The organism is Candidatus Paraluminiphilus aquimaris (assembly GCF_026230195.1).
GTDB lineage: Bacteria > Pseudomonadota > Gammaproteobacteria > Pseudomonadales > Halieaceae > Luminiphilus > Luminiphilus aquimaris.
On sequence record NZ_CP036501.1, the window covers coordinates 1,144,338 to 1,168,322 of the forward strand.

General features: G+C 54.0%; 27 protein-coding genes. 23 read left to right on the forward strand and 4 right to left on the reverse strand.

The window, feature by feature from the left end; genetic code table 11:
* Positions 1 to 20 precede the first annotated feature (20 nt).
* The 7 genes from E0F26_RS05340 to E0F26_RS05370 all read left to right on the forward strand — a co-directional run bounded on the left by E0F26_RS05340 (position 21) and on the right by E0F26_RS05370 (position 4,363).
* On the forward strand, positions 21 to 527 hold the full coding sequence (locus E0F26_RS05340; protein WP_279243010.1) for an MOSC domain-containing protein: 507 nt from the start codon (positions 21 to 23) through the stop codon (positions 525 to 527).
* On the forward strand, positions 527 to 949 hold the full coding sequence (locus tag E0F26_RS05345; RefSeq protein WP_279243011.1) for an HIT domain-containing protein: 423 nt from the start codon (positions 527 to 529) through the stop codon (positions 947 to 949). Before E0F26_RS05340 ends, E0F26_RS05345 begins: the two co-directional genes overlap by 1 nt.
* A 531-nt stretch (positions 950 to 1,480) precedes the next feature.
* On the forward strand, positions 1,481 to 1,984 hold the full coding sequence (locus E0F26_RS05350) for an EF-hand domain-containing protein (protein WP_279243012.1): 504 nt from the start codon (positions 1,481 to 1,483) through the stop codon (positions 1,982 to 1,984).
* A 36-nt stretch (positions 1,985 to 2,020) separates the two neighbouring features.
* Complete coding sequence (locus E0F26_RS05355; RefSeq protein WP_279243013.1) at positions 2,021 to 2,548, forward strand: sigma-70 family RNA polymerase sigma factor; 528 nt, start codon at positions 2,021 to 2,023, stop codon at positions 2,546 to 2,548.
* Complete coding sequence (locus E0F26_RS05360) at positions 2,545 to 2,988, forward strand: hypothetical protein (protein ID WP_279243014.1); 444 nt, start codon at positions 2,545 to 2,547, stop codon at positions 2,986 to 2,988. The genes E0F26_RS05355 and E0F26_RS05360 overlap by 4 nt, the downstream gene beginning before the upstream one ends.
* Position 2,989: 1 nt before the next feature.
* A complete protein-coding gene (locus tag E0F26_RS05365) occupies positions 2,990 to 3,505 on the forward strand; it encodes a periplasmic heavy metal sensor (RefSeq protein WP_279243015.1) in 516 nt (171 codons plus the stop codon).
* A gap of 102 nt (positions 3,506 to 3,607) precedes the next feature.
* Positions 3,608 to 4,363 carry a sulfite exporter TauE/SafE family protein gene (locus E0F26_RS05370; RefSeq protein WP_279243016.1) on the forward strand — a complete coding sequence of 252 codons (756 nt, stop codon included), beginning with the start codon at positions 3,608 to 3,610 and terminating at the stop codon, positions 4,361 to 4,363.
* Positions 4,364 to 4,365: 2 nt separating this feature from the next.
* On the opposite strand, the gene smpB is transcribed toward E0F26_RS05370, so the two are convergent.
* Entirely contained in the window at positions 4,366 to 4,851 is a 486-nt protein-coding gene (gene smpB, locus E0F26_RS05375) for an SsrA-binding protein SmpB (RefSeq protein WP_279243017.1), read from the reverse strand.
* Positions 4,852 to 4,924: 73 nt separating this feature from the next.
* Between smpB and E0F26_RS05380 the strand changes: the two genes are divergently transcribed.
* The 3 genes from E0F26_RS05380 to E0F26_RS05390 are packed head-to-tail and all read left to right on the forward strand — an operon-like array spanning position 4,925 to position 7,010.
* On the forward strand, positions 4,925 to 6,244 hold the full coding sequence (locus tag E0F26_RS05380) for a hypothetical protein (RefSeq protein WP_279243018.1): 1,320 nt from the start codon (positions 4,925 to 4,927) through the stop codon (positions 6,242 to 6,244).
* 10 nt (positions 6,245 to 6,254) lie between these two features.
* Positions 6,255 to 6,701: a type II toxin-antitoxin system RatA family toxin gene (locus tag E0F26_RS05385; protein ID WP_279243019.1), complete on the forward strand. Its 447-nt coding sequence runs from the start codon at positions 6,255 to 6,257 to the stop codon at positions 6,699 to 6,701.
* A 3-nt stretch (positions 6,702 to 6,704) separates the two neighbouring features.
* Positions 6,705 to 7,010 carry an RnfH family protein gene (locus E0F26_RS05390; protein WP_279243020.1) on the forward strand — a complete coding sequence of 102 codons (306 nt, stop codon included), beginning with the start codon at positions 6,705 to 6,707 and terminating at the stop codon, positions 7,008 to 7,010.
* Here E0F26_RS05390 and E0F26_RS05395 read toward each other — a convergent pair.
* Complete coding sequence (locus E0F26_RS05395; RefSeq protein ID WP_279243021.1) at positions 7,007 to 7,486, reverse strand: outer membrane protein assembly factor BamE; 480 nt, start codon at positions 7,484 to 7,486, stop codon at positions 7,007 to 7,009. The two genes, E0F26_RS05390 and E0F26_RS05395, sit on opposite strands and share 4 nt — an antisense overlap.
* 30 nt (positions 7,487 to 7,516) lie before the next feature.
* On the opposite strand from E0F26_RS05395, the gene fur reads away from it, so the two are divergent.
* The gene (gene fur, locus E0F26_RS05400; RefSeq protein ID WP_279243022.1) at positions 7,517 to 7,930 is read left to right on the forward strand and encodes a ferric iron uptake transcriptional regulator; all 414 of its coding nucleotides are present in this window, start codon (positions 7,517 to 7,519) and stop codon (positions 7,928 to 7,930) included.
* Between the two features lie 117 nt (positions 7,931 to 8,047).
* Here the strand turns inward: fur and recN are convergent, their stop codons facing one another.
* The gene (gene recN / locus E0F26_RS05405) at positions 8,048 to 9,694 is read right to left on the reverse strand and encodes a DNA repair protein RecN (protein WP_279243023.1); all 1,647 of its coding nucleotides are present in this window, start codon (positions 9,692 to 9,694) and stop codon (positions 8,048 to 8,050) included.
* A 180-nt stretch (positions 9,695 to 9,874) separates the two neighbouring features.
* Here recN and hrcA point away from each other — a divergent pair, with 180 nt between their 5' ends.
* The 12 genes from hrcA to E0F26_RS05465 all read left to right on the forward strand — a co-directional run bounded on the left by hrcA (position 9,875) and on the right by E0F26_RS05465 (position 23,126).
* Positions 9,875 to 10,909, forward strand: coding sequence for a heat-inducible transcriptional repressor HrcA (hrcA, locus tag E0F26_RS05410; RefSeq protein WP_279243024.1), 1,035 nt, complete (start codon positions 9,875 to 9,877; stop codon positions 10,907 to 10,909).
* Positions 10,910 to 11,297: 388 nt separating this feature from the next.
* Entirely contained in the window at positions 11,298 to 11,867 is a 570-nt protein-coding gene (gene grpE / locus E0F26_RS05415; protein WP_279243025.1) for a nucleotide exchange factor GrpE, read from the forward strand.
* A 127-nt stretch (positions 11,868 to 11,994) separates the two neighbouring features.
* Positions 11,995 to 13,923 (forward strand): molecular chaperone DnaK, encoded by a 1,929-nt coding sequence (gene dnaK / locus E0F26_RS05420; protein WP_279243026.1) that lies wholly within the window; start codon positions 11,995 to 11,997, stop codon positions 13,921 to 13,923.
* 120 nt (positions 13,924 to 14,043) lie between these two features.
* Positions 14,044 to 15,165 (forward strand): molecular chaperone DnaJ, encoded by a 1,122-nt coding sequence (dnaJ, locus tag E0F26_RS05425; protein WP_279243027.1) that lies wholly within the window; start codon positions 14,044 to 14,046, stop codon positions 15,163 to 15,165.
* Entirely contained in the window at positions 15,165 to 15,965 is an 801-nt protein-coding gene (gene dapB / locus E0F26_RS05430; RefSeq protein WP_279243028.1) for a 4-hydroxy-tetrahydrodipicolinate reductase, read from the forward strand. Before dnaJ ends, dapB begins: the two co-directional genes overlap by 1 nt.
* A 20-nt stretch (positions 15,966 to 15,985) precedes the next feature.
* On the forward strand, positions 15,986 to 16,834 hold the full coding sequence (trxA, locus tag E0F26_RS05435) for a thioredoxin (RefSeq protein ID WP_279243029.1): 849 nt from the start codon (positions 15,986 to 15,988) through the stop codon (positions 16,832 to 16,834).
* Between the two features lie 144 nt (positions 16,835 to 16,978).
* A complete protein-coding gene (locus E0F26_RS05440; protein ID WP_279243030.1) occupies positions 16,979 to 18,154 on the forward strand; it encodes an acyl-CoA dehydrogenase family protein in 1,176 nt (391 codons plus the stop codon).
* A gap of 30 nt (positions 18,155 to 18,184) precedes the next feature.
* The gene (locus E0F26_RS05445) at positions 18,185 to 19,327 is read left to right on the forward strand and encodes an acyl-CoA dehydrogenase family protein (protein WP_279243031.1); all 1,143 of its coding nucleotides are present in this window, start codon (positions 18,185 to 18,187) and stop codon (positions 19,325 to 19,327) included.
* 2 nt (positions 19,328 to 19,329) lie between these two features.
* A complete protein-coding gene (locus E0F26_RS05450; RefSeq protein ID WP_279243032.1) occupies positions 19,330 to 20,124 on the forward strand; it encodes an SDR family oxidoreductase in 795 nt (264 codons plus the stop codon).
* Between the two features lie 10 nt (positions 20,125 to 20,134).
* Positions 20,135 to 21,859: a bifunctional isocitrate dehydrogenase kinase/phosphatase gene (gene aceK / locus E0F26_RS05455; protein ID WP_279243033.1), complete on the forward strand. Its 1,725-nt coding sequence runs from the start codon at positions 20,135 to 20,137 to the stop codon at positions 21,857 to 21,859.
* Positions 21,860 to 21,870: 11 nt separating this feature from the next.
* Positions 21,871 to 22,578 carry a histidine phosphatase family protein gene (locus E0F26_RS05460; RefSeq protein WP_279243034.1) on the forward strand — a complete coding sequence of 236 codons (708 nt, stop codon included), beginning with the start codon at positions 21,871 to 21,873 and terminating at the stop codon, positions 22,576 to 22,578.
* Complete coding sequence (locus E0F26_RS05465; protein WP_279243035.1) at positions 22,575 to 23,126, forward strand: histidine phosphatase family protein; 552 nt, start codon at positions 22,575 to 22,577, stop codon at positions 23,124 to 23,126. The genes E0F26_RS05460 and E0F26_RS05465 overlap by 4 nt, the downstream gene beginning before the upstream one ends.
* On the opposite strand, the gene E0F26_RS05470 is transcribed toward E0F26_RS05465, so the two are convergent.
* On the reverse strand, positions 23,119 to 23,976 hold the full coding sequence (locus E0F26_RS05470; protein ID WP_279243036.1) for an acyl-CoA thioesterase: 858 nt from the start codon (positions 23,974 to 23,976) through the stop codon (positions 23,119 to 23,121). The two genes, E0F26_RS05465 and E0F26_RS05470, sit on opposite strands and share 8 nt — an antisense overlap.
* Positions 23,977 to 23,985 lie beyond the last annotated feature (9 nt).

A 23,985-nucleotide genomic window follows, 5' to 3' on the forward strand; every position in this document is an offset into this window, starting at 1 on the left:
GTGATTGCCAAGGAGAAAGTATGACAAAGCGACCTAACCCCCTCGACCGTTACGCGCGCGACCTTGCGCCGGGCGAGCTCACGTGGATCGGTGTTCGACCCAGGCGACGTGAGTCCTTACTTTCAGTAAAGTCTACGCAGGCAGTGGCGACGCTCGGCTTAGAGGGTGATCACCGAATGGGCAAAACGCCCGGCTCCGGGAGGCAGGTATCCATTATCTCTGAGGAGTTCATTGCGCAGGCGGCGCATTTCTTAGGTCGCGATGAGATAGACCCCGGACTGTTGCGTCGTAACTTGGTGGTGAAGGGTGTGAATCTCAATGCCTTGCGACGTCAGCGGTTTCAAATTGGTTCGGCTGTGTTTGAGGCAACCCAGCTGTGTCACCCCTGTGCGCGCATGGAAGAAAATCTTGGCAAAGGGGGTGTCGCCGCAATGATTGGTCACGGTGGCCTGTGCGCTAAAATTATTGAATCCGGCGATATTGCACTGGGCGATGCAATTACGGTGCTACCGCCGTTGGAGGGCTGATGGACGATCCTTACGCGTTTGAGCTCGACCCGCAATTGCAGGCCGACACGGTGCTTGTTTCAGATTGGCATCTTTGTCAGGTTCGGTTGATGAATGACAGTCGATACCCCTGGGTAATTTTGATTCCAAAAGTCCCGGGTGTTGCGGAGATTCACGAGCTGGCGAACGAGCAGCAGCATCTACTGCTTGAGGAGTCTATTCGACTCTCTACAGCGCTCGAGCAATTATTCTCTCCGCACAAGCTAAATGTGGCCGCGCTGGGGAACGTGGTCCGCCAGCTGCACGTTCATCACATTGTGCGTTTTCAAAATGACGAGACATTCCCGAAGCCTGTTTGGGGTATTGGTGACGCGATTCCCTACGATACGGATGCACTGCGCGATACCGTAAATGGACTTCAGATCGCCTTGGACATTCTTTAAGCGAGGTGTTTTTAGTTCGTTACCGCATCACGGGCGGTCATATTTGCCCTGTTCAGGGTAAGGCATTAACCTCGTTGAGCCCTAGTTTTTTGCAATCTGCAAAAATTTATGCGGCCAAGACCTCATTTTCTACGAGAAAGATTTGGCGGCAGTTACTCTTTTGTTTAAGACGCTGAACGAAGAATTTCGCATGGCTCAATGAGTTAAAAAAGACACTCTGGCGAGCGGTGTTTTCCAACCAAGAAACACTGTAGATCATAGCGGTGGCCCTCTTCTTCTAAGCATTTGTCACTGCGCTTTGCTTTTTTAAAAAAGGGCCCTTTTTATGGGGCCCAACCCAGAAAAGCCACTGTGACTGAGCGCAATTACGTATCACTCGAGAATGATATTCGCAAAATGCAATTATTATTGCAATATTAAATTCGCAAAATGCGAAAAATTAATCATCCCGGTCCGCGACGGGATTTGATATACCGCTGCGTATCAGTAACGTCATGAATAAACGCGCCAGTGGGCGTAAAGGAGAATGCTATGAATCGACGTCCTCTACTTATGTTAGCTATGGCTGCTGCGCTGAGTTTTCCCGCTGTGGCAATGGATCATGGTGACGAGTCGCGCGAACCGCACCGGGCGGTCAAGGCCCTTAAGCAGATGGATGCAAACGGCGACGGTATGATCAGCTTCGATGAGTTTCGCCCGCCTGAGGGACGCGATACGCCCGAGATGCGAATGGATAGCGATGGTGATGGCATCCTCAGTCGCGACGAGGTGAGTGCGGCAGCGACTGCGCGAACCGAAGAAGCGCTCGCCCATTTCGACCGACTGGACGCGGACGGAAATGGTGTCGTCACGCAAAGCGAGCGCCGCCGCAATGCATTTAATCGGATGGACAGCGATGGTGACGGGCTCATTACGAAGCGAGAGCTGAAAGAGGCGCGCGGTGAACGCAGGCGGAAGATGCAAGAGCGCGGCGGTCGCCGCGGACATCATCCCAAGGATGGGCACCGAGGTGCGCACGCTGATAGGCCGAACTAGGCTTTTATCGATTTCTGTTTGAGTTAACCGATTACAGTGCACAGTGACGAGGCAAAGCTGGTCGATCTTGTTTGCAAGGGGGATCAGCGTGCCTACACCGAGTTGGTGATGCGCCACCTGTCCTCCATTGAGGTGTACGCCAAGCGCATCGTCAGTGATGAGGCGCTCGCACAAGACATTGCTCAAGAGGTGATGACGGTTCTTTGGCAGCGGTCGAGTGATTTTAATCCGGCTAAAGCGCGCCTTACGACCTGGCTGCACCGCATCGCACATAATCGGTGTGTTGATGTGCTGAGAAAGCGAAAACGCGAGGTTAGTCTAGACTCGGATGAGCCGCAGCGAGAGGCATTAGCGCCCGCGCCGAGTACTCTAGCTCAGCCGTCGATTGATGCAGGGCTTAGACGATTACCTGAGAGCCAGCGCACGGCACTGGTGCTCACTTATTATCAAAACTTATCGAACCGTGAAGTTGCAGAGATTATGAATTCCTCGGTTCGCGCCGTAGAGTCCTTGTTGGTGAGGGCGCGCGGTAATCTAAAAAAGCAGCTGGAGGCACAGCAATGAGCCTAGAAGATAAATCACACAAACGGGCACGTGATGTTGTGGCCGCCTACGGTGCCGAGCCGAGTGCTTGGCCTGACGAGTATCGCGCCGATGTGCATCATGCGCTGTCAGCACATGATGACTTAGCGCAGCAGCTGTCTGAAGCGAGGACGTTGGACGACTATTTGAACCAGTCTTCGATTGTTGCCGCTCTGGATGGAGAGCGCGTAGCTAGGCAAATCGCGCAGCACGTCTCGCAGCAGTCGACATGGCGCGCACGACTCAGTGTTCGTCTCGAAGCCTTGGCAGAGTCGATGTCATCAAATGCTTGGAAACCCGCCTTTGCGGCGAGCATTACACTCAGTGCAGGGGTTGCGTTGGGCTCGGCGGCTTACGTGCCGGTTGAGGACTGGTCGGGAGTTGAGCAATACAGCTTCACCATGGTGGGCGAGGACTATTGATATGAGTCACAGAGCATTGATTGGTTTGGTTGTTGTATCGGTTGCGCTGAATTTATTACTCGCCGGGGTGATCGGCGGGCATGTGCTTTCAGGGCAAGGGAGGTCCATCCAGCCTTTGGCATGGGCGCTTAGGGATATACCGCCCGATATTCGTGCGCAGGTCCGACCGATTGTGCGCGCGCATTCGCGCGAGGTGATGTCAGTGCAGCGCGACGTTCGAAGATCCGAGCGTCGACTGCGTCAGCTTATCGAGTCAGACACGTTAAATCGCGAGGATTTACAGCAGGCCTTGACTGACATGCGGGGGTCGGCCGTTCGCTATTACGAGGTTATCCATGCGGTGGGATTGGATGTCCTTTTGTCTCTTGAGGTGGATGAGCGTATTAAGGCGGCCCCGTACTTGTTTCGCCCGCCGGGCGCTAAGTCGGCGATGAGAAAGGGCGAAGGACGTCCTAGGCCACCTCGGCGTGATGCCGCCCCAAAACCCGATGAAACGGCGCCGCAGCCACAAAATTAGTCCTCTTATCGCAACCGCAATTATTCCCGGGTGAATAAATTAGGGTGAGGAAACCTGCGGGTTGGCCTACTATAGCCGCGCCTAAGAGGAGGGTAGCGGTACATGGAGTTTGTTTTCGATTTATTGTCGCCACTTCAGCTTGCTGCTGTGGGCGTCACGGCGTTCGCCGCTGCGCTCCTCAGAGCGTTTACGGGTTTTGGCTTTGCCATGATCGCAGTGCCCGTCTTCTCTTTACTCCTTTTACCCAATGAAGCGGTGGTGCTTGCCGCTGCGTTGACGGTCGTTGTGAGTTCAACGAGCTACAAAGAGTGGTGGGGTAAGTTTCCAGTGGATCAGTTCCTGCCAATGATCGCGGGTTCGTTGGCGGGCACGGCTGTGGGAGTTTATCTCTTAAGCGGTATGTCTCGCTCAGAGTTTCAACTTTGGATTGGTCTGTGCGTTATTGCTGCGACGCTGGCTACGGCCCTTGTTAAACCATCGACAAAGCAGAGGGTCCCTAAGCCTCTCACAGCCGGTACGGGTGTAGCATCGGGTTTGATGAACGGTGCTTTTGCGATTCCCGGACCACCGGTGGTGGTCTATGCCATGGCCGTTATTGCCGAGCCCGCTGCGGCTCGCGCCTTTCTTATGGCGTTTTTCTTCGCCTCCAATGTGCTCGCGGTCATGATGTTCAGTGTCGCGGGAATGGTCACGGCGACGCCGCTGGTGCTGTTGCTCTTAGCATTTCCGCTGAGCTTCTTAGGTGATTTGTTAGGGCATTACGCTTTTCGCCGATTTGGCGGCGCGTCTTATCGCCCAGTTGCGCTTTTGGTGGCCCTAGCCCTGGGTGGTTGGAATACCTACGCGGGCTTGCAGTAGCCTTACTGCTTCACGTTTTCCCGAACAATCCGGGCTTTATCGCGCTGCCAATCGCGCTGCCTTTCTGTGTCGCGCTTGTCATGCTGCTTCTTACCTTGAGCTATGGCGATCTTGGCTTTCACGAGGTGGCCTTTCCAGTAAAGCGCGGTACAGACACAGGTTTGGCCCTGTTGAGTGATCGCCTGATTGAGCTTGGCGAGCTCTTTTTTGTGCAAGAGTAGTTTTCGTGAACGAGCTTTTTCTACCACGTAGTGCGTGGATACCGTATCGAGGGGACTTAACTGCGCGCCGAGCAAAAAGGCCTCGCCTTTGGTCATAACAACAAAGGAATCAGTGAGCTGAACGCGACCGGCTCGAAGCGCCTTGACCTCCCACCCCATAAGGGCGACACCCGCTTCAAATGTGTCGAGCAGGTGGTATTCAAACCGAGCACGTTTGTTCTGCGCTATGGTGTTGTCTGCTGGTTTTTTTGTTTTGCCTTTACCCATCGCCGCATTATACGCATGGCGGACTGCACTGTCTGATGTTTATAGTATCGGTATTGTTTAGTGGAAGATTGAATTGGACAACAACGTTCAACAGCCGTGGCGAGGCCAAACCACCCTCGTTCTAGCGCTTCTTGCTGTCGCCCTCGGGTTGGGCAATGTCCTCCGTTTGCCGTTCATCATCGGTGAGCAAGGCGGTGGTGCCTTCTTGCTCGTTTACTGTGCCGTGCTTGCGATCGTGGTGGGGCCTTTGCTCATTGCAGAGTTAACACTGGGAAGTTTGGGGCGCGCATCCCCCATGGGTTCGATTCAATGGGTGGCGTCGCTTGCGGGGCGCGATACGCGTTGGCGTTGGATTGGCGCGTTGCAGGCGCTACTTGCTTTCTTGGTCGCTACGTTATTGCTGGTGCCGATTGTCGTGGGGACTGAAGCGGCCTATGCCATCTATCAGGGCCAGTGGGGCGCTGCGAGCGCCGGAGAGATCGTTAGTGCGCTGTCGGAAATTGAAACGGCAGACCACCTCAGAATCTTAGCCCTAGTTGTTGGGGTCGTTGTCTTTATTGCGCTACCTGGGCCACAGGTTGTACTGAGTATCGTTGGCTGGATTCTCGTGCCCCTGATCCTTGGCATGCTCTACGTGGCGCTCGGCTTTGCTTTAGATGTGGGTGATTTATCGGCTGCCAATGAATGGCTTTTTAAGTTTCGTCCAGAGCAACTCTCTCGGCAGGGCATTCTAACGGCGGCGCTCGCCGCGTTATCAACACTTGGCGCTGGGGTGGGCATCGGGCTTGTCTTTGGCAGCCGCTCGCCACAAGGGCTACCGCTCATTCGGTCTGTGGTTGCCGTTGGCATTCTCGACACCGCTATCATGCTCGTCACAGCCATCGTTATTGTGGCGGTTACCGCGGCAGTTGATGTGGAGATGACACAGGGCTTGGCGCTACTTGTGGTATCACTGCCCTATGCCTTCGTAAATCTTCCAACGGGCGAGCTTTATGGCTTGTTGATTATGGCGTCGATCTTGTTATCAAGCCTCGCGGCGCTGATTGCCCTCATCGAACCCATGGTTGCCATATTGCGGCGCGAAATGGAAATACCCCGCTTCATTGCCATGAGCATTATTGCGCTCTTGTTGTATGGTGCGTCGTCAGTGGCGATTACCGAAGATGGCCTTCGGCAGACCATTGACGGATGGCTGGTACCACTCCTGATTCCCTGTGTGCTGGGCATTACCGCGCTCTTCACGGGCTGGCGGATTCCCAGGCCCATTTTGCGAGCTGAGAAGTATCGCGAGCCCTTCCTATTATTTTATGGCTGGTTTTTGTTACTTCGCTGGGTGGCGCCTATTTTGTGTTTCACGCTCGGTATACTCACGCTACTTAGATTGACGAATTAATGGAGTCAGTTTGGCAACAACCATAAACAAGACGGCACTCCTGCCACACTCGGCCCAGACCATGTTTGATCTTGTCGCTGACATTGCCCGCTACCCCGAGTTTTTGCCGGGTTGCTCGGGTGCACAGGTTCTTGAGCAAACAGATAATGAAGTGGTTGCGCGTCTCGATCTGACCAAAGCGGGCGTGACGCAGTCGTTTGTAACGCGCAACACGAACACCCCACACACCTCCATTACTCTGGCACTTGAAGACGGTCCCTTTGACTCGCTAGGGGGGGAGTGGCGATTTGACGCGTTGAGCGAGGATGCCTGTCGTGTATCGCTCGATCTGTCGTTCCAATTGCGATCCGGTCTGCTTAAGATGGCGGCCAGTCGTTTGTTCGAAAGCGTCGCCAACGATATGGTTGACGCCATGGTGTTACGTGCGAATCAACTTAAAAAAGAGAAGGCTAATTAGCGCATGTCGGAAATGATCACCGTTGAAGTCGCCTATGCGCTGCCAGAGAAGCAGCGTATAGAGAGGTTGTCTGTGGCGACGGGGACGTCGGCGCTGCAGGCGGTTGAGCAAGCGAACCTTGGGCGTTTCTTTGATGAACTACCCGACACTTCCGCTATGAAGCTTGGGATCTTTGGGAAGGCGATTCCCCCCACACATGAGTTGCAGGATGGCGAACGAATCGAAATTTATCGTGACCTACTCATTGACCCGAAAGCGGTTAGGCGCGCCAGAGCCGAAAAAGCGAAAGCGGAACGCGCGGAGACCTAGAGCGCAGTACTTTCGTTAGCCCCTTGGTCAGGCGTTTTTTCTGAGAGTTCTTCTGATGCGTCATCGGCCGACTCAACGGGGTCAGGCTCTGGCCAGTTCTCGCCAACCAAGTCACCCTCAACGTCGACTAAGACGTCATTTTCAAAGACTACCGTCAGTCGTCTTCGCAAAAGCGTGTCATTTCCGCGACGAACGAGACGAATGTAATCCCATCGGTCGTTGTTGAACGTATCTTCAACAATTGGGGTGCCCAGTAGAAACCGAACCTGCCGGCGCGTCATCTCAGGCTTGAGCTGATCAACCATTTCTTGATCGACAATGTTTCCCTGGTCGATATTGATCAGGTAGACGCCTGGGAAGCCAATGTTATTGCAACCTGAGAGCGCCAGGGTGGGCACGAGAAGAGATAAAAGAATGATCAGACGCGTTCGGTACACTACGATGGCCTTTCCTGTTAAGACAACGGCTGGCATCATAACTCTATTAACCGTCCTCGAGGAAATCTTGTGAGTAATCAAAACGTCGACCTTAAGCGCGCCGGCCTAAAAGTTACGCTTCCTAGGTTAAATATCCTCTCTATCTTGAGTGAATCGGCCGGTGAGGGTGCTCACTTAAGTGCGGAAGATGTATACCAGCGACTGCGTGACGCAGGAGATGACGTGGGTCTAGCAACCGTCTATCGCGTGCTGACACAGTTTGAAACCGCGGGTTTGGTGGAGCGCCACAATTTCGAATCTGGCCACTCGGTGTTCGAGCTTGCAACCGACGATCACCACGACCATATGGTCGATGTTGATAACAATGAGGTGATCGAGTTTGTCGATGAGGAGATCGAGGCACGGCAACACGCCATTGCGGCTGAGCGTGGCTACGAGATCATCGATCACTCGCTGGTGTTATACGTCCGTAAGAAGCGATAACAAGACGCGTCACAGAAAGAGGCGCGCTCTCGCTTGCTTTGACGCCTTGCCGTGCTTGCTCTCGCCTTACTGCTAAGGTGTTGCACTGTGAACGTGTCGCGCGATAGGGGTGAGCGGCTAATCTGCTGCAAGCAACTCACGGGCATTCTCACGCGTAGCTTCAGTGACCACGGCACCGCCCAACATTCGACTGAGCTCCTCCACACGTGCATCTCCAGACAGGTAGCTCAGGCTTGTGGTGACCACCTCATTACCTGCTTTACTCACCTGAATATGCCTGTGACCTTTTGCGGCAACCTGTGGCAGGTGGGTGACGCACAACACCTGAACATTACTGGACAGTCTTCTCAGTAATTTTCCGACAACATCAGCCACGGCGCCGCCGACGCCGACATCGACTTCGTCGAAAATCATGGTCGGTGCTGTTGCCATATCAGAGACCGCTACTTGCAGGGCCAGCGAGATGCGGGAGAGCTCGCCCCCAGACGCCACTTTGTTGAGCGGGCCGGGTTTACTGCCGGGGTTGGTAGCAATCCAGATTTCTATTTCCTCGAGGCCGCGCGGATCGAGCTTGTCAGGTTCAATGGCTATGAAACCCACCTCTAAGGTGCAGCGCTCCATTGCGAGCTGGGCCAGAAGTTCCATTGCGCGTTCGGCTAATGCCTGGGCACCTGCAGCTCTCTTTTTGCTCAGGGCTTTTGCTGCTTTAAGCCATGCCTGCTCTCGTTCGCTTATTTCAAGCTCTAGCTCGTCAAGTCGCTGATTTCCCTGTTCTAGCCCCTCAAGTTCGTCGCTCAGAACCGTGAGATGACTAGCGAGTGCCTCCGCCTTAATTCGATGCTTTCTCGCAAGCGTGTAGGCAGCGTCGAGGCGCTTCTCGACTTCTTGAAGTTTCTGCGGGTCGAGCTCGATTCGGTCAAGGTAGCGCCGTAACTCTGAGGCGGCTTCCTCAAGTTGTATCTGTGAGGACGCGACCATTTCACGGCTCTCGTCGATTTTTGCCCCTAAACGCTCGTCGCTGAGTGCCGTAACGGAGGAGCGTAACTGATCGCCCAGTTGAGCACAGTGCTCGGACACCTCATGAACGGTCTCTCTAATCCAGTTGGCATTGCTAAGCAGCGTCTGCTCTGACTCCAGAGACTCGAGCTCACCTTCGGCGAAGTTCAGTTCGAGAAGCTCCTCGATCTGATAATTGAGAAGGTCTCTTCGCTCTTCAAGCTCTTTGCTAGAGGATGCCAAGGCGATGAGCTCTTGCTTGAGTGCGCGGATGGCCTCGGCCTCGGCGGCGACGCCGCTTGCTTCCTCGCCTATTTCGGAAAATTCATCGAGTAATTCACGTTGGACGGCACGACGCAGCAGCGATTGATGCGCGTGTTGACTGTGAATGTCTACGAGAAGCTCACCGAGCTCAGAGCACTGTGCGAGCGTTGCGGGCGAGCCGTTTATGAAGGCCCGGGATCTGCCGTCTGACGTAACGGTGCGGCGAATGAGGCACTCATGACCTTCAAGCAAAGCCGCTCGCTCGAGCCACGCTTGGGCTAGGGGTAAATGCTCGACCGAGAACAAGGCTGATATTTCTGCTCGGTCTGCCCCAGCTCGAACAGCGCGAGCGTCGGCACGGTCGCCAATGCACAAGCCCAGCGCGTCCAACATGATCGACTTGCCAGCGCCTGTCTCGCCCGTCACGCACGTCATACCATCGTGCAACTCAATATCGAGTCGCTGCACAATGGCGTAGTCGCGTATGGAAAGGTCAGTAAGCATAGGCTGTCAGTGTTTTTTGGGCGTAAGCCCGCGTCGTCAATAACCAGCGTTTTTATTTAATAGTGACGTTATAGCCCAGCCGCAGAAATTTCGGAACAGCAAGTGAAGCAAACCTGCAGATCCTATTCGTTCTTTTCGAGTCAGGTTCGGTGTGCTAAAACCCATGGAGGAGAATAAAACATGGCATTTGAAGGTTTATCACCACGAGCAGAGTCCTTACTACGGACGCTCGTCGATATGCATATCCGCGAGGGACAGCCGGTAGGCTCCAAAGCGCTGCACGTCGAAAGTGGTATGTCGGTTAGCCCGGCAACGATAAGAAATGTCATGTCAGACCTTGAGGATCGCGGGTTCTTGTTGTCGCCGCACACCTCTGCAGGAAGAATCCCTACTGCGCAGGGATACCGGCTGTTCGTCGACAGTCTTCTGCAAATGAGCCCCATTGATGAAAACGCCATTCAAGCGCTCAAGAGTGAATTAAACCCCTCTCGCCCATCATCGGAGCTGATTGCTTCTGCCTCCAACCTCCTGACCCAAGTGACTTCTCAGGCGGGAATTGTGACCGTTCCAAAACAAAAGGCATCACAGCTTCGTCAAATTGAATTCCTGCCGCTTTCGGATTCTCGTGTGCTCGTCATTTTGGTCGTGAACGAAAAGGAAGTGCAGAACCGTGTCATTGAGTTGTCGAAGCCACTGTCGGAGGAGCAGCTTCGCTCGGCTGCCGATCGGATAAACAGGCGTTACGCGGGCAACGATTTAGCCAGTGTGAAACAGTTGCTCGTCGCTGAGATGGCAGAGGCGCGCTCGCGCATCGATGAGCATCTTGAGGCCGCATTGCAGTTGGCCAAGGACGCGATGGATGTAGAGGACGCAAAAGATGAGTATGTCGTCGCGGGTGAGCGCCGATTGCTTCAGCAGGCGTCCGCTGGTGATATGGATAAGCTGCGCGAGCTCTTCGATGCCTTTGAGCGCAAGCGCGACCTACTCGAACTTTTAGATCGGTGCTCCCGCGCTGACGGTGTTCAGATCTTTATTGGTGAAGAGGCGGGCTACGAGGTGCTGGGCGACTACAGCGTGATCACGGCGCCCTACGCACAGGGCACGCAGCCCGTAGGCGTGCTGGGTGTCATTGGGCCAACGCGCATGGCTTACGAGCGCGTCATCCCACTCGTCGACATTACCGCCCGACTTCTTACCGCCGCACTGTCGCGTTGAGCGCGCGGGCCTTGGCTGCGGCAGTGCGAATGCGCTAGCGAGCTCGAGCCGAGCTTAGCTATTTGTCTCCCCCAGGCTTTTGAATGACACGTGGCAAGCACGCCGTTACCGTGACGTGTTTTTCCTAGGCCGGGGTGGCGAATCCGCCGCTCCGCTTGTTTGTTTTCTCAACCTTTTTTCGCCGGCTATGCGCGTGCGCTTAGCCCCTCGCTCAGAAGCCTGCAGCAGTTGTTTTTAGAGCGGTTTTTCGTCGATCACGATCTCTGACTGCGTTGTCCTTGGACTCAAAATGTAAATATCCCCAAAAGTTGAGGGTTTTTACCTTGAAAACTTAATTCAACGCCCCATTTACCCCGTATTGAGAGAATTCACTAGCAGGAGACGTTGCATGTCGAGCGAGAACAACGACATTCAAGACAACAAGGAAGAGATGGAATCCCAGGCGGAGGTCGAGTCGGCTGAGGTTGATACGGCCGATGTTGAGATCGACGAGCTGTCGGAGGTAGAGGCGCTTCAAGAGGAAGTGGCTATGGCCAAAGATGCTGTCCTCAGAGCACAGGCTGATGCCATCAACGCCCAGCGTCGAGCAGAGATGGAAGTTGAGAAAGCGCGCAAGTTTGCGCTCGAGCGATTCGCGCAAGATTTGCTTCCCGTCGTCGACAACCTCGAGCGGGCTCTTGAGGCCTCATCGGGCTCAGAGGGTGACGATCTTTCTGCGGTTGTTGAAGGTGTTGAGCTGACGCTGAAGAGTTTGGTTGATGTGCTGTCGAAAAATGGCATAACCCCGGTCGATCCACACGGGGAGCCCTTTGATCCGCAAGTTGCGCAAGCTATGAGCATGATCGAAAACCCAGACGTTGAACCGAATACGGTTATCGCCGTGATGCAAAAAGGTTACCTGCTCAAAGACCGGCTTTTACGGCCTGCCATGGTCATGGTGTCAAAGGCTGCCTCGTAGGGTGTGACTGACAGCACGACAACAATTTTTTAACGCTTTTTGACGGGCGCGCTTGAAAAACGAAGAGCAAGACCCATCTAGAGAGACAAGATGAAACGCCGGGTGTGCCCGGTTGTAGGAGAGAGAAATGGGAAAGATTATCGGTATTGACCTCGGGACCACCAATAGCTGTGTGTCGGTTCTTGAGAGTGGCAAGCCTCGCGTTATTGAGAATGCTGAAGGCGGCCGCACCACACCTTCCATTGTGGCGTACGCGGACGACAGCGAAGTCCTCGTTGGTCAGTCAGCCAAGCGTCAGGCAGTTACCAACCCAACGAATACGTTGTTTGCGGTGAAGCGCCTGATCGGTCGAAGATTTGAAGACAAGGTTGTTCAAAAGGACATCTCCATGGTGCCTTACAACATTGTTAAAGCCGACAATGGAGATGCTTGGGTTGAAGCGAAGGGCGAGAAGATGGCGCCACCGCAGGTCTCCGCTGAAGTGCTTCGTAAGATGAAGAAGACGGCGGAAGAGTACCTCGGCGAGTCAGTAACTGAAGCCGTGATCACAGTACCCGCCTATTTCAACGACTCGCAGCGTCAAGCGACGAAAGACGCTGGCCGTATCGCGGGACTCGAAGTAAAGCGAATCATTAACGAGCCAACAGCGGCGGCACTTGCCTACGGCATGGACAAAGCGCAGGGCGATCGTACGGTTGCGGTCTACGATCTTGGCGGCGGCACCTTCGATATCTCCATCATCGAGATTGCGGAAGTTGACGGTGAGCATCAGTTCGAAGTACTTGCGACGAACGGTGATACCTTCCTAGGCGGTGAGGATTTCGACCTGCGCCTGATCGAGTTCTTAGCCGATGAGTTCAAAAACGAGAACGGCATCGACCTGCACAACGACCCTCTTGCGCTGCAGCGCCTGAAGGAGGCGGCCGAGAAAGCGAAGATTGAGCTGTCGAGCTCGCAGCAAACAGAAGTGAATCTGCCCTACATCACAGCGGATGCAACCGGTCCTAAGCACCTTGTGGTGAAGCTGACACGTGCCAAGCTTGAGTCTTTGGTGGGCGAGCTTGTTTCGCGCTCTCTTGAGCCCTTGAAGGTTGCGCTCACAGACTCGGGTCTCTCAGCAAGTGAGATTGACGATGTCATTTTGGTTGGCGGTCAGACACGTATGCCGCTGGTCCAGCAGACGGTAGCGGATTTCTTTTCAAAAGAGCCTCGCAAAGATGTAAACCCTGATGAAGCGGTCGCCATGGGTGCATCGATTCAAGGTGCGGTCCTTGCGGGTGATGTAAAAGATGTTCTGTTGCTTGACGTGACACCGCTCACGTTGGGTATTGAGACTATGGGCGGTGTTGCAACACCCCTCATCGAGAAGAACACAACCATTCCGACCAAGAAGTCGCAGGTGTTCTCTACAGCAGATGACAACCAGACTGCAGTGACTATTCACGTGGTTCAAGGTGAGCGAAAGCAAGCGGCATCGAACAAGTCATTGGGTCGTTTTGACCTCGCCGATATCCCGCCGGCGCCACGCGGTATGCCGCAAATCGAAGTGACGTTTGACCTTGATGCAAACGGCATTCTGAACGTGTCTGCGAAGGACAAGGCTACAGGCAAAGAGCAGTCAATTCGTATCACGGCGTCTGGTGGCCTCTCGGAGGACGACATCGAGCAAATGGTTGCTGATGCAGAGGCAAACGCCGAAGCTGACAAGAAGTTCGAAGAGTTGGTTACGGCCCGCAACGCGGCAGACGGCATGATCAACGCGGCGAAGAAAACGCTTGAAGAAGCCGGTGAGCACGCAACCGATGATGAGCGTTCATCAATCGAAGCGGCAATCAGTGAAGCGGAAGAAGCACTCAAGAGTGATGACAAAGACACTATTGAGGCTGCAACCACGAAGCTTACTGAAGCGACAAGTGGTGTTGCTCAAAAGATGTATGCCGCTCAAGCAGAAGCAGGTGAAGCACCTTCAGAGCAAGCAGCGCCCGAGGACGATGTCGTTGACGGCGATGTCGTTGATGCAGAGTTCGAAGAGGTTCGTGAAGACGACAAGCGTTAATTTTTGCGGTCTTGAACCGCTTAGGTTTGTGACACGTTAAACGCTGTACGGGTTCTGGCTATGGGTCGGAATCCGTTTTTTTTTAAGTAGGCCGCTCATGTTCGAGTGGCGGGAATGACTATGTCAAAGCGCGATTATTATGAGGTGTTGGGGGTCGAGAAGTCGTCTTCAGCACAAGACATCAAAAAGGCGTATCGACGCGTTGCGATGAAGTACCACCCGGACCGCAATCCGGATGATGAAAACGCAGACGAAAAGTTCAAGGAAGCGTCCGAAGCATACGAAATTTTGAGCGATGCGGAGAAGCGGCAGGCTTACGATCAATACGGCCATGCGGGTGTCGATCCACAAATGGGTGGCGGCGGCTTCCAGGGCGGCAGTTTCAGCGACATTTTCGGTGATGTTTTTGGTGACATCTTTGGTGGGGGCGGTGGCGGCAGACGTCAGGGCCCTCAGCGAGGCGCTGACCTTCGTTACACCTTGGAAGTATCGCTTGAAGATGCAGTTCGGGGAAAAACGGCAGAGATCAAGGTGCCCTCACTGCAGCACTGCGATACCTGTGATGGGTCGGGCGCAAAACCGGGAACGTCAGTCAAAACCTGTGGTACCTGCGGTGGCTCCGGCCAGGTTCGTATGCAGCAGGGTTTCTTTCAGGTTCAACAAACCTGTCCCACCTGCCGTGGTCGCGGAAAAGTCATCGAATCGCCATGCAATGTTTGTCATGGAGAAGGGCTTGTTGAGAAAACGAAGACGCTGTCCGTTAAGGTGCCACCGGGTGTCGATACGGGCGATCGTATTCGTCTTAGCGGCGAGGGAGAGGCAGGGCCTTCTGGCGGTCCCAACGGTGACCTCTATGTGCAGATCTCTGTAAAGCAGCACCCCTTGTTTGAGCGCGACGGTCGAAACCTCTACTGCGAATTTCCCATCAGCTTTGCCGATGCGGCGCTCGGTGGAGAGCATGAGATCCCCACGCTCGATGGGCGCGTGAAGCTTCGAATACCTGCGGAGACGCAAACGGGGAAGTTATTCCGTCTGCGTGGGAAGGGCGTTAAGCCTGTGCGTGGTGGCCCCGTGGGAGACCTGCTTTGTCGCGCGGTTGTAGAAACTCCTGTTAACCTGAACGCAGAACAAGCTGAGTTACTCGAAAAGTTCCGCAAGAGTCTGGGCGAGAGCGGTGATCAGTCGCCTCGACAATCCAGCTGGTTCGACGGGGTGAAGAGTTTCTTCGAAGGACTGAATTGATGGCGTTGAGAGTTGCCGTAACGGGTGCGAGCGGGCGAATGGGCCAGGCGGTTGCTCGTGCGGTGATTGCCGACGATGCGGCCGAGTTGGTGGCGTTTGTTGCGCGGCCGGGCAGCGCACTTGTTGGCACTGAGGTCACAGCATTGCTTGGCGCTGATGCACCCGGCTTGTTGATATCAGAGACGCTCGTGCTCGAGGGCGTAGATGTCGTCGTCGATTTCACGTTGCCAGAGTCAACACTTCACACTGCGAAGCTTTGCGCGACAGCGGGTATCCCCGTCGTCATTGGCACAACAGGCTTTTCGGGAGAGGAACTTTCGAGCTTAGAGCGCAGTCTGTCCTCGCTGGCATTTTGCCGTGCAGCTAACTTTAGTACCGGCGTCAATCTCGCCTATCGTTTACTGACGATTGCAGCTGAGGTCATGGGCGGCGATGCTGACATCGAAATCCACGAGGCACATCACAAACACAAAATCGATGCGCCATCGGGAACGGCGTTGGCCATGGGGCAGGTAATTGCGGATGCCATGGGAACATCGCTCGATGAGGTGGCGCGCCATGATCGGTCTTCACAACGCGCGGCGCGTGAGCCAGGTTCGATCGGCTTTTCTGTCACGCGGGCGGGAGACATTGTGGGTGAGCACACCGTGATGTTCGGCACCGAAGGTGAGCGACTCGAAGTCACCCACAAGGCGAGCAGTCGCCATGCTTTTGCTGCAGGCGCATTGCGAGCTGCACATTTCTTACGGGACAAGCCTGCTGGGAGCTATAGCATGGCCGATGTCCTGGGTCTGTCATAAAACAACCGTCAGAGGAATTCATGAACGTTATCGATATCGATCAAGAAAACGCGCAACAGTATTTGATCGATGAGTCGTTCAATCGTCCCGTGGTTGTCGACTTCTGGGCTGATTGGTGTGCGCCTTGCAAGCAGTTGATGCCGCTACTGGAAAAGCTAGCGGATGAATATGCCGGTGCTTTTTTACTGGCAAAGATAAACGCCGATGAGCAACAGGGTATCTCTCAGCAGCTGGGCGTCAGAAGCCTCCCTACCGTAATGGTGTTTAAGGACGGTCAGCCTGTTGATGGCTTTGCTGGCGCGCAACCAGAGACGGCTGTGCGCGAGCTGCTGCAAAAGCACTTGCCTTCACCCTGGGATGCCAAGATTGCCGAGGCCACTGAATTGCTTGATCAAGGCAATACGGCCGATGCAGTAGGGCTTCTAAGAGCCGCCTGGGAGGAATCGAATAAGCTACTCGATGTCACACTTGCCTATGCTGGCGCGCTGATCGAGGCGAATCGTTTAGATGAGGCTGAGCAGGTGTTGGACGAGGTTCGCCTAGTTGATCGAGAGGCCGTGCATGAGCAGCTCATGGCGCAGATTGAACTAAAGCGTGAAGCGGGTAAGTCTCCAGAGATTGAGGCGCTTGAGCGAGAACTAGGATTAGACGAGTCGAACCACGGCATTCGCGTGAAGTTAGCCGTTCAGCTCTCGGCAGCATCACACTTTCGCGATGCGCTGGAGCATCTATTGGTTGTTCTGCGATCCGACCGAGACTGGAATAACGGTGAAGCCAAGCGAATGTACCTTGATACAATTGCCACAATTGGAAAAGGCGACCCGTTAGCCGCTGAGTATCAGCGAAAACTATTCTCTATACTGTATTAAACGAGCGAATTAAGGCTGCTTTAGCCGCACTTTTTCTTGCAAACAATTACCAAAAAGCCTACATTCGCTCCGTTGAAAAAACCTACTCAAGGTTCAAATTTGCCGGCATTCCTCGGCGATGACGCACTCATGGGAGCATAGACAATGGATATTGCATTAGCAGCAGAAGATCTCGCGTTCCGCGACGAGGTCCGCAACTTCCTCGATACTGAATTCGACGCCGAAATGCAGGCGCACCTTAAGAGCCGCGGCTCTAAGGGCATGATCGAGTGGCAGAAAAAGCTTTACGCCAAGGGGTGGGTAGCACCCAACTGGCCCGTTGAGCACGGCGGTACAGGTTGGTCGGCAACTCAAAAGTACATCTGGGAATCAGAGCGGTCGTTGCGTGGTATTCCCGACGTGGTGCCCTTTGGCTTGGTTATGGTGGCGAACGTTATTATGGCGTTTGGTACGGATGAGCAAAAATCCTATTTCTTGCCGCGTATTCTTCAGAGTGAAGACTGGTGGTGTCAGGGCTATTCTGAACCCGGTTCGGGCTCGGACCTTGCGAGCTTAAAGACAAAAGCTGAGCGCGACGGTGACGATTACATCATCAATGGCGCCAAGATCTGGACGACCTACGCACAGCACGCGGACTGGATTTTCTGTCTTGTTAGAACGGACAACAGTGGTAAGAAGCAGGAAGGCATTACGTTCATCCTGGTCGACATGAAGTCAGAGGGCATCAAGGTCAACCCCATTATCGGTATCGATAACGAGCACAACCTCAACGAAGTTGAATTCAACAATGTCCGCGTTCCAGCAAAGAACGTTGTCGGCGAAGTTGGAAAGGGTTGGACTGTGGCGAAGGCGCTGTTGGCGCACGAGCGCACAGGCATTGCTGGCGTTGCCGACATTAAGCGCAACGTTCGCTTATTGCGCGATGCGGCTGCGGCTGAAGTGAATGGTGGTCAGAGACTACTTGATGATCCGGGGTTTCAGCAGCGTCTTGCGGATATTGAAGTTGAACTGATGGCGCTTGAGTTCACTGAGCTTCGCACGCTGGCGGCGATGGCGGCAGGTGGATTCCCAGGGCCTGAGTCTTCGCTTTTGAAAATTAAAGGCACCGAGCTTCAGCAGGCGACGCAGGAGCTTCGCATGGATATCGCGGCGTACTATCAGGGTGTTTTACCAACCGATATGGACCCCGAGGTACTGGGTCATGAGTTCGGATCAGATGCACGTCGGGCGTTTATGTACGGCCGTGCTGCAACAATTTATGGTGGTTCTAACGAGGTTCAAAAGAACATCATTTCCAAGTATGTACTTGGTCTCGAGTAAGGACGCATTTCCCGAAGGAGCTATGAAAAAATGAACTTCGATTACACAGAAGAACAGCAAATGGTCCGCGATTCGATCGCGCGCTTTGTACAAGATGATTACGACTGGGACACGCGACGTGCAATTGTCTCAAGTGATGAAGGCATGAGTCGCAGCAACTGGCAGACCATGGCCGAGTTGGGCTGGTTGTCCATTCCCTTTTCAGAGGCCGATGGCGGTTTTGGCGGAAACATTGTCGATTTATCCGTTGTTATGGAGGAGATGGGTAAGGGTCTTGTGGTCGAGCCTTTCTTCCCAACGGTTGTCCTGTTTGGCGGCCTAGTCGCGCGGGCGGGTGACGAGGCACAGCGTGCTTCTATCCTTGAGAGCGTTATTGGTGGTGAGACCTTGGGCGCTTTTGCTTACGTTGAGCGCCAGAGTCGATTCGCGATTGCCGACTGCAAAACGTCAGCGACGAAAAACGGCGACGGCTACACTCTCAACGGTGAGAAGGTTGTGGTCTTCAACGGCGAGAACGCAGACACACTGGTCGTACTAGCTCGCACCTCTGGCGACCAATCTGATGAAGACGGTTTGTCACTGTTTGTCGTGGACGCGAATGCCGAGGGTGTTTCAAAGGTTTGTTACCCCATGATGGACGCGCAGCGCGTTGCAAACATCACGTTTGATAATGTGCAGTTGGATGCCGGTAGCCTCTTGGGTGCTGAGGGCGGTGCCGCTCCCGTCGTCCACGAAGTAGTCCGCGAGGCGTTGGTTGCGCTGGCATCCGAAGCCGTGGGCATCATGGGTACGTTGAATGCGAAGACGCTGGAGTACACAAAGACGCGAGAGCAGTTCGGTGTGGCAATTGGTTCGTTCCAGGCCTTACAACACCGAATGGTCGATGCCATGATGGCCTACGAGCAATCTAAGTCCTTGCTATTCAAAGCGCTCTGCGAATACAAAATCGATCCTGCTTCAGCTGAAGCAACGATCCACGCATTGAAGGTCCTTATCGATCGCAATAGTAAGCTGATCTATGGCGAAGCCATTCAGATGCACGGCGGTATGGGTATCACTGACGAGCTTGATATCGGTCACTACGCAAAGCGTCTTATGATGATTAACGCGACGCTTGGCGACGGTAGTTTCCACCGTAGCAAGTTCATCGAAACCACCTACGCGGCGGCATAGAGATGAAGATCGCTGGCAAGGTCTGTGTTGTAACGGGTGGCGCCAGCGGTATCGGCAAAGCGCTTGCAAGTCGTTTTGTTGCGGAGGGCGCGAGCGCTGTGGTCATAGCTGACCTTAACGGCGATGCGGTCTCTGCCGTTGCTTCTGAAATTGGCGCTCAATCCTTTGCGGTGGACGTGCGCGACGAGTCTGCCATAGCGGCCATGGTGGCAGCGGTAGAGTCTGAGCACGGTCAAATCGATCTGTTTTGTTCTAACGCCGGGATCATTGGCGTCGATGGTGAGCCTTGGTGGGCGACAGGTGCTGACAATGCGCTGTGGCAGCGCATGTGGGAAATCCATGTGATGTCCCACGTTTACGCTGCGCGAGCGTGCTTACCGTCTATGATTGCGCGTGGGGACGGATACTTTCTCAACACGGCCTCGGCGGCAGGGCTGTTAGCGCAGATAGGTTCGGCACCGTATTCGGTTACTAAGCACGCAGCGGTATCGTTTGCTGAGAGCCTCTCTATTACACACGGAGACGATGGCATTAAAGTCAGCTGTCTCTGCCCCCAAGCTGTGGATACAGCCATGACGGCTGGGACCGAAGGTGGCGGTGTGGCGGGCGTTGACGGCATGTTATCTGCCGATGCTGTGGCTGACGCCGTTGTGAGTGGACTCGATGCCGAGTCATTTTTGATTCTTCCTCATCCAGAGGTCGAGGATTACCGTCAAAATAAGGCCCGCAGCTACGATCGTTGGCTGGGTGGCATGCGAAAACTGAGACGTCTGTTCACGGATCCTGTCGGTCAGTAGACTGCTTGGCATGGACAAACAGTCCCGGCTAGCCCGCACCATTCTAAATGGCTTCACGGCCTATTTCGCAGAGTTTGAAAATATCACGCTCTCGGCCCGTACGCGTTTTGAAAACGCGGAATGGCGAGCTGCGCAAGAAGCGTCAATGCGTCGCATTGATATCTATAAGATCAAAGTGCTTGAGACGATCGACGTCGTTGAATACATCGCGGCGGATCGTTTGCACGATCTGGATTTTTGGGCAGAGACACGCGATATCTACGCACAGCTCGTGCGCGGCATGACCAATTTTGAAATTGCCGAGACGTATTACAACTCAATCTTTAACTCAGTATTCAAGCATCGCTGGATTCGCGACGACTATGCGTTCGTATTTTCACCTCAGGGTGACATGCCGCCTGTGGACGTGCGGCGCGTTCTTAATACGTATCGGACACGAGGGGAAATTCGTCAGGCAGTTGAAGCGATGCTGCTTGAGTATGCGATGTCATATCCCTATGAGGATTTTCAGCGAGAGCTTAATCGCGTTACTGAGGTCATGACTGAGGCGGTCGTTGATGCAGGTATCGATAAGCGGGCGGATATTGAACTTCATGCGTTAGAGCACCACTTCTTTCGAAACAAAGCGGCGTATATCGTGGGGCGCATAGCGGGGAAGGGGCTTCAGATTCCCTTTGTGATACCGATGCTGCATACCGAGAGTGACGAGACACCGGCAATATACCTCGACGCCTGTCTACTGGGCTCTGACATCATCTCGAAATTGTTCAGCTTCACCCGAACCTATTTTATGGTGGATGCGTCGATTCCTTCGCAGTATGTGTTGTTTTTGCAGCAGCTTATGCCCCGTAAAGCGGTATCTGAGATTTACAGTTGTATCGGCCATCACCGACACGGCAAAACCTACTACTACCGAACAGCGACCCGCCATATGCGCGCGACCGAGGACGCGTTTGTCCCCGCGCCGGGTATCAAGGGTATGGTGATGGCGGTGTTTACGCTGCCATCTTATGAATATGTGTTCAAAATCATAAAAGATCGATTTACCCCGCCGAAAGAAGTCACACACCAAGAAGTGCGTGATAAGTATCAGTTGGTAAAACGCTGGGACCGGGCTGGACGGATGGCGGATACGCAGGAATTCGCCAACTTGGTTTTTGATGCGTCTCGCTTCTCAGAAGAGTTGCTGGAGGAGCTCAACGCAACCTGTCCTTCGCAGTTCGAGATTAGCGGTCGGGCACTCATTATCAAGCACTGTTATGTTGAACGGCGCATGCAACCGCTGAACCTTTACTTAAAGGATGCGACGGACGAAGAAGTCGATGCGGTGATGTTCGACTACGGCAATGCGATCAAGGAATTAGCCGCTGCAAATATCTTCCCAGGTGACATGCTACTTAAGAACTTTGGCGTCACCCGGCACGGGCGGGTGGTCTTTTACGACTACGATGAAATTCAGCCGCTTTTGGAAGTGAATTTTCGAAAAATCCCGCCACCGCGAGACGATTACGAGGAGATGTCGAGCCGTCCTTGGTACACGGTTGGGCCGAATGACGTTTTCCCCGAGGAATTCCGGCTCTTTTTCTCCGGTAATGCGCGCGCGAGAAAGGCATTTGATCAGCTTCACAGCGACCTCTACGAAGCCTCGTTTTGGACCAATTTACAGGACAAGCTCCGCGATGGCTTTGTGGAGGATTTCTTTCCGTACTCTAGCAAGCTGCGTTTTCAGCGGTAGGCGATTTTTATATGGCTAATCTTCTTGTAATTAGACACGGTCAAGCGTCGTTCGGCGCCGAAAACTACGACCAACTCTCGCCTTTGGGGCAGCGTCAGGCAGACCTTACCGGTCAGTTCTTGGCAAAAATGGGTGTGACATTCAGTGCTGCCTACAGCGGTGACCTCTCCCGGCAGCGTGAAACGGGACAGCGCGTCATTGATCAGCTTGAGAAGCCCCCCCAACTCATTATCGACCCCCGATTTAATGAAGTGCAGACCGACGAGCAGATTGAGGTAATGATGCCACTGCTCAAGGAGCGTGATGCGCGTTTCGCAGACCTCGTTGCGGCGATGGACACAGACACAAAGTCATTTCAAAAGATCATTGAAACGGTCTTTAATTATTGGGTGAGTTCGGACTGTGATGTTTCCGGCATTCAAAGTTGGGCCGATTACAGCGAGGGTGTGGTCAGTGCGTTTGAGGGGGCTATGGCATCTGCTGCCTCTGGGACCGACACAGCGATTTTTACGTCGGGCGGTACCATCGCAACCATTGTCGGGCATGTCTTGAGGTTAACCTCTGACCGTGTCTACGAGTTTTACGAGCCGGTGTTTAACTGCTCCATTACCCGGATTATTTTTAATTCACGCAAGTGTTCACTCTCAACATTCAACGACGTAGGTCATTTGCAGCTGATGAGTGCTCAGTTAGAAGAGCGGTTGGTAACGTATCGATGACACAAATTTGGATTGTCAGGCATGGCGAGGCGGCGGCGAGTTGGGAGAAAGATCCTGACCCGGGACTTTCGGAGCTTGGACAACAGCAAGCCGAAAAAACAGCCCTCGCCTTGTTGGATATAGTGCCCGAAGGCGCGACGCTTCTATCGAGTCCACTAAAACGGGCTCAAGAGACGGCGGCAGCCTTTGCGCAAAAATACGGTGCGCAGGTCAGTATTGACTCGCGTTTCTCTGAGGTGCGCTCGCCTGTGCCTCTGAGTGGTCGGAAGCTGTGGTTACAAGAATTCATGCAGCAGGATTGGTCAGAGCAGACTCAAGACTTATGGGATTGGCGCCACGATATCGTCGCAGGGCTAAGGGGCTGTGAGGGCCCCACCGTCATTTTCTGCCATTTCTTGGTGATTAACGCCGTGATATCCGAGCTTCAAAACAAATCAGCCGTGCTACAAGTGTTCCCAGCGAACGCCTCTTATCATGAACTTGCTCTGAAAGATGGAACACTCTCGCTGGTACAGCTAGGCGAGCAAATGCAAACGCGGGTTAACTAGCCCGATCTCTTCGGATTCGCATCAAGCCCTCCTGGGCTGTTGATGCTATGAGTTTTCCGTCTCGACTCCACAGCGTGCCCCGGTTGTAGCCTCGACCGCCACCGGACCAGGGACTGTAGGTGTCATAGAGCACCCAATCCTGCATGCGAGGTACCTCGTGGAACCAAATGGCATGATCCAGTGAGGCTCCAATAAAGACTTTTTCAGGGCGCTCGTAGGGGAAAGCAGAAAAGGCCGTGCTGTATAGCGAAAAGTCAGAAATCATGGCTAGGGCCGCTTGCTGCGTTCGCACATTGTCCTCAAAGGGCCCGATGACGCGAAACCATGACTGACTCACCGGCTCTTGCGCTTGGGGTAGTCGCTCAGTGACGCGTTCCCGCTCAGTGCCAAAGAGGTCGAGCAGCGTTCGCGGCATATTATTGTCGCGCTCGGCATTGAGGGCTGCTGCCTCTTCCGGTGAAATGACGTCGGGCATCGATAAAGAATGAGACATGCCTTCTTCATGCACGTGATAAGAAATAGAGGTGTTAAAAATGGCCTCGCCCTTCTGCCTTGCTACGACGCGGCGTGTGCAAAAAGATCGACCATTTCGGATCGGGTCGACTTCGAGCTCAATTGGTACGTTGGCATCGCCTGCACGCAGGAAATAGCAGTGCATGGAGTGTGCCGTTAGGTGCTCCTCGACTGTCTCGTAGGCGGCAAGCAGGCACTGTGCGACCACCTGACCGCCAAAGAGGCGAAACTGCGGTTTTAAGCTATCGCCAATAAACCAGTAATCGCCAACGCGCTTGGGTGTCACCACGTCCAGGACCTCAGAAAAGGTCAATCTGGGGATTTCATTTGTACTCATTGTTACCTC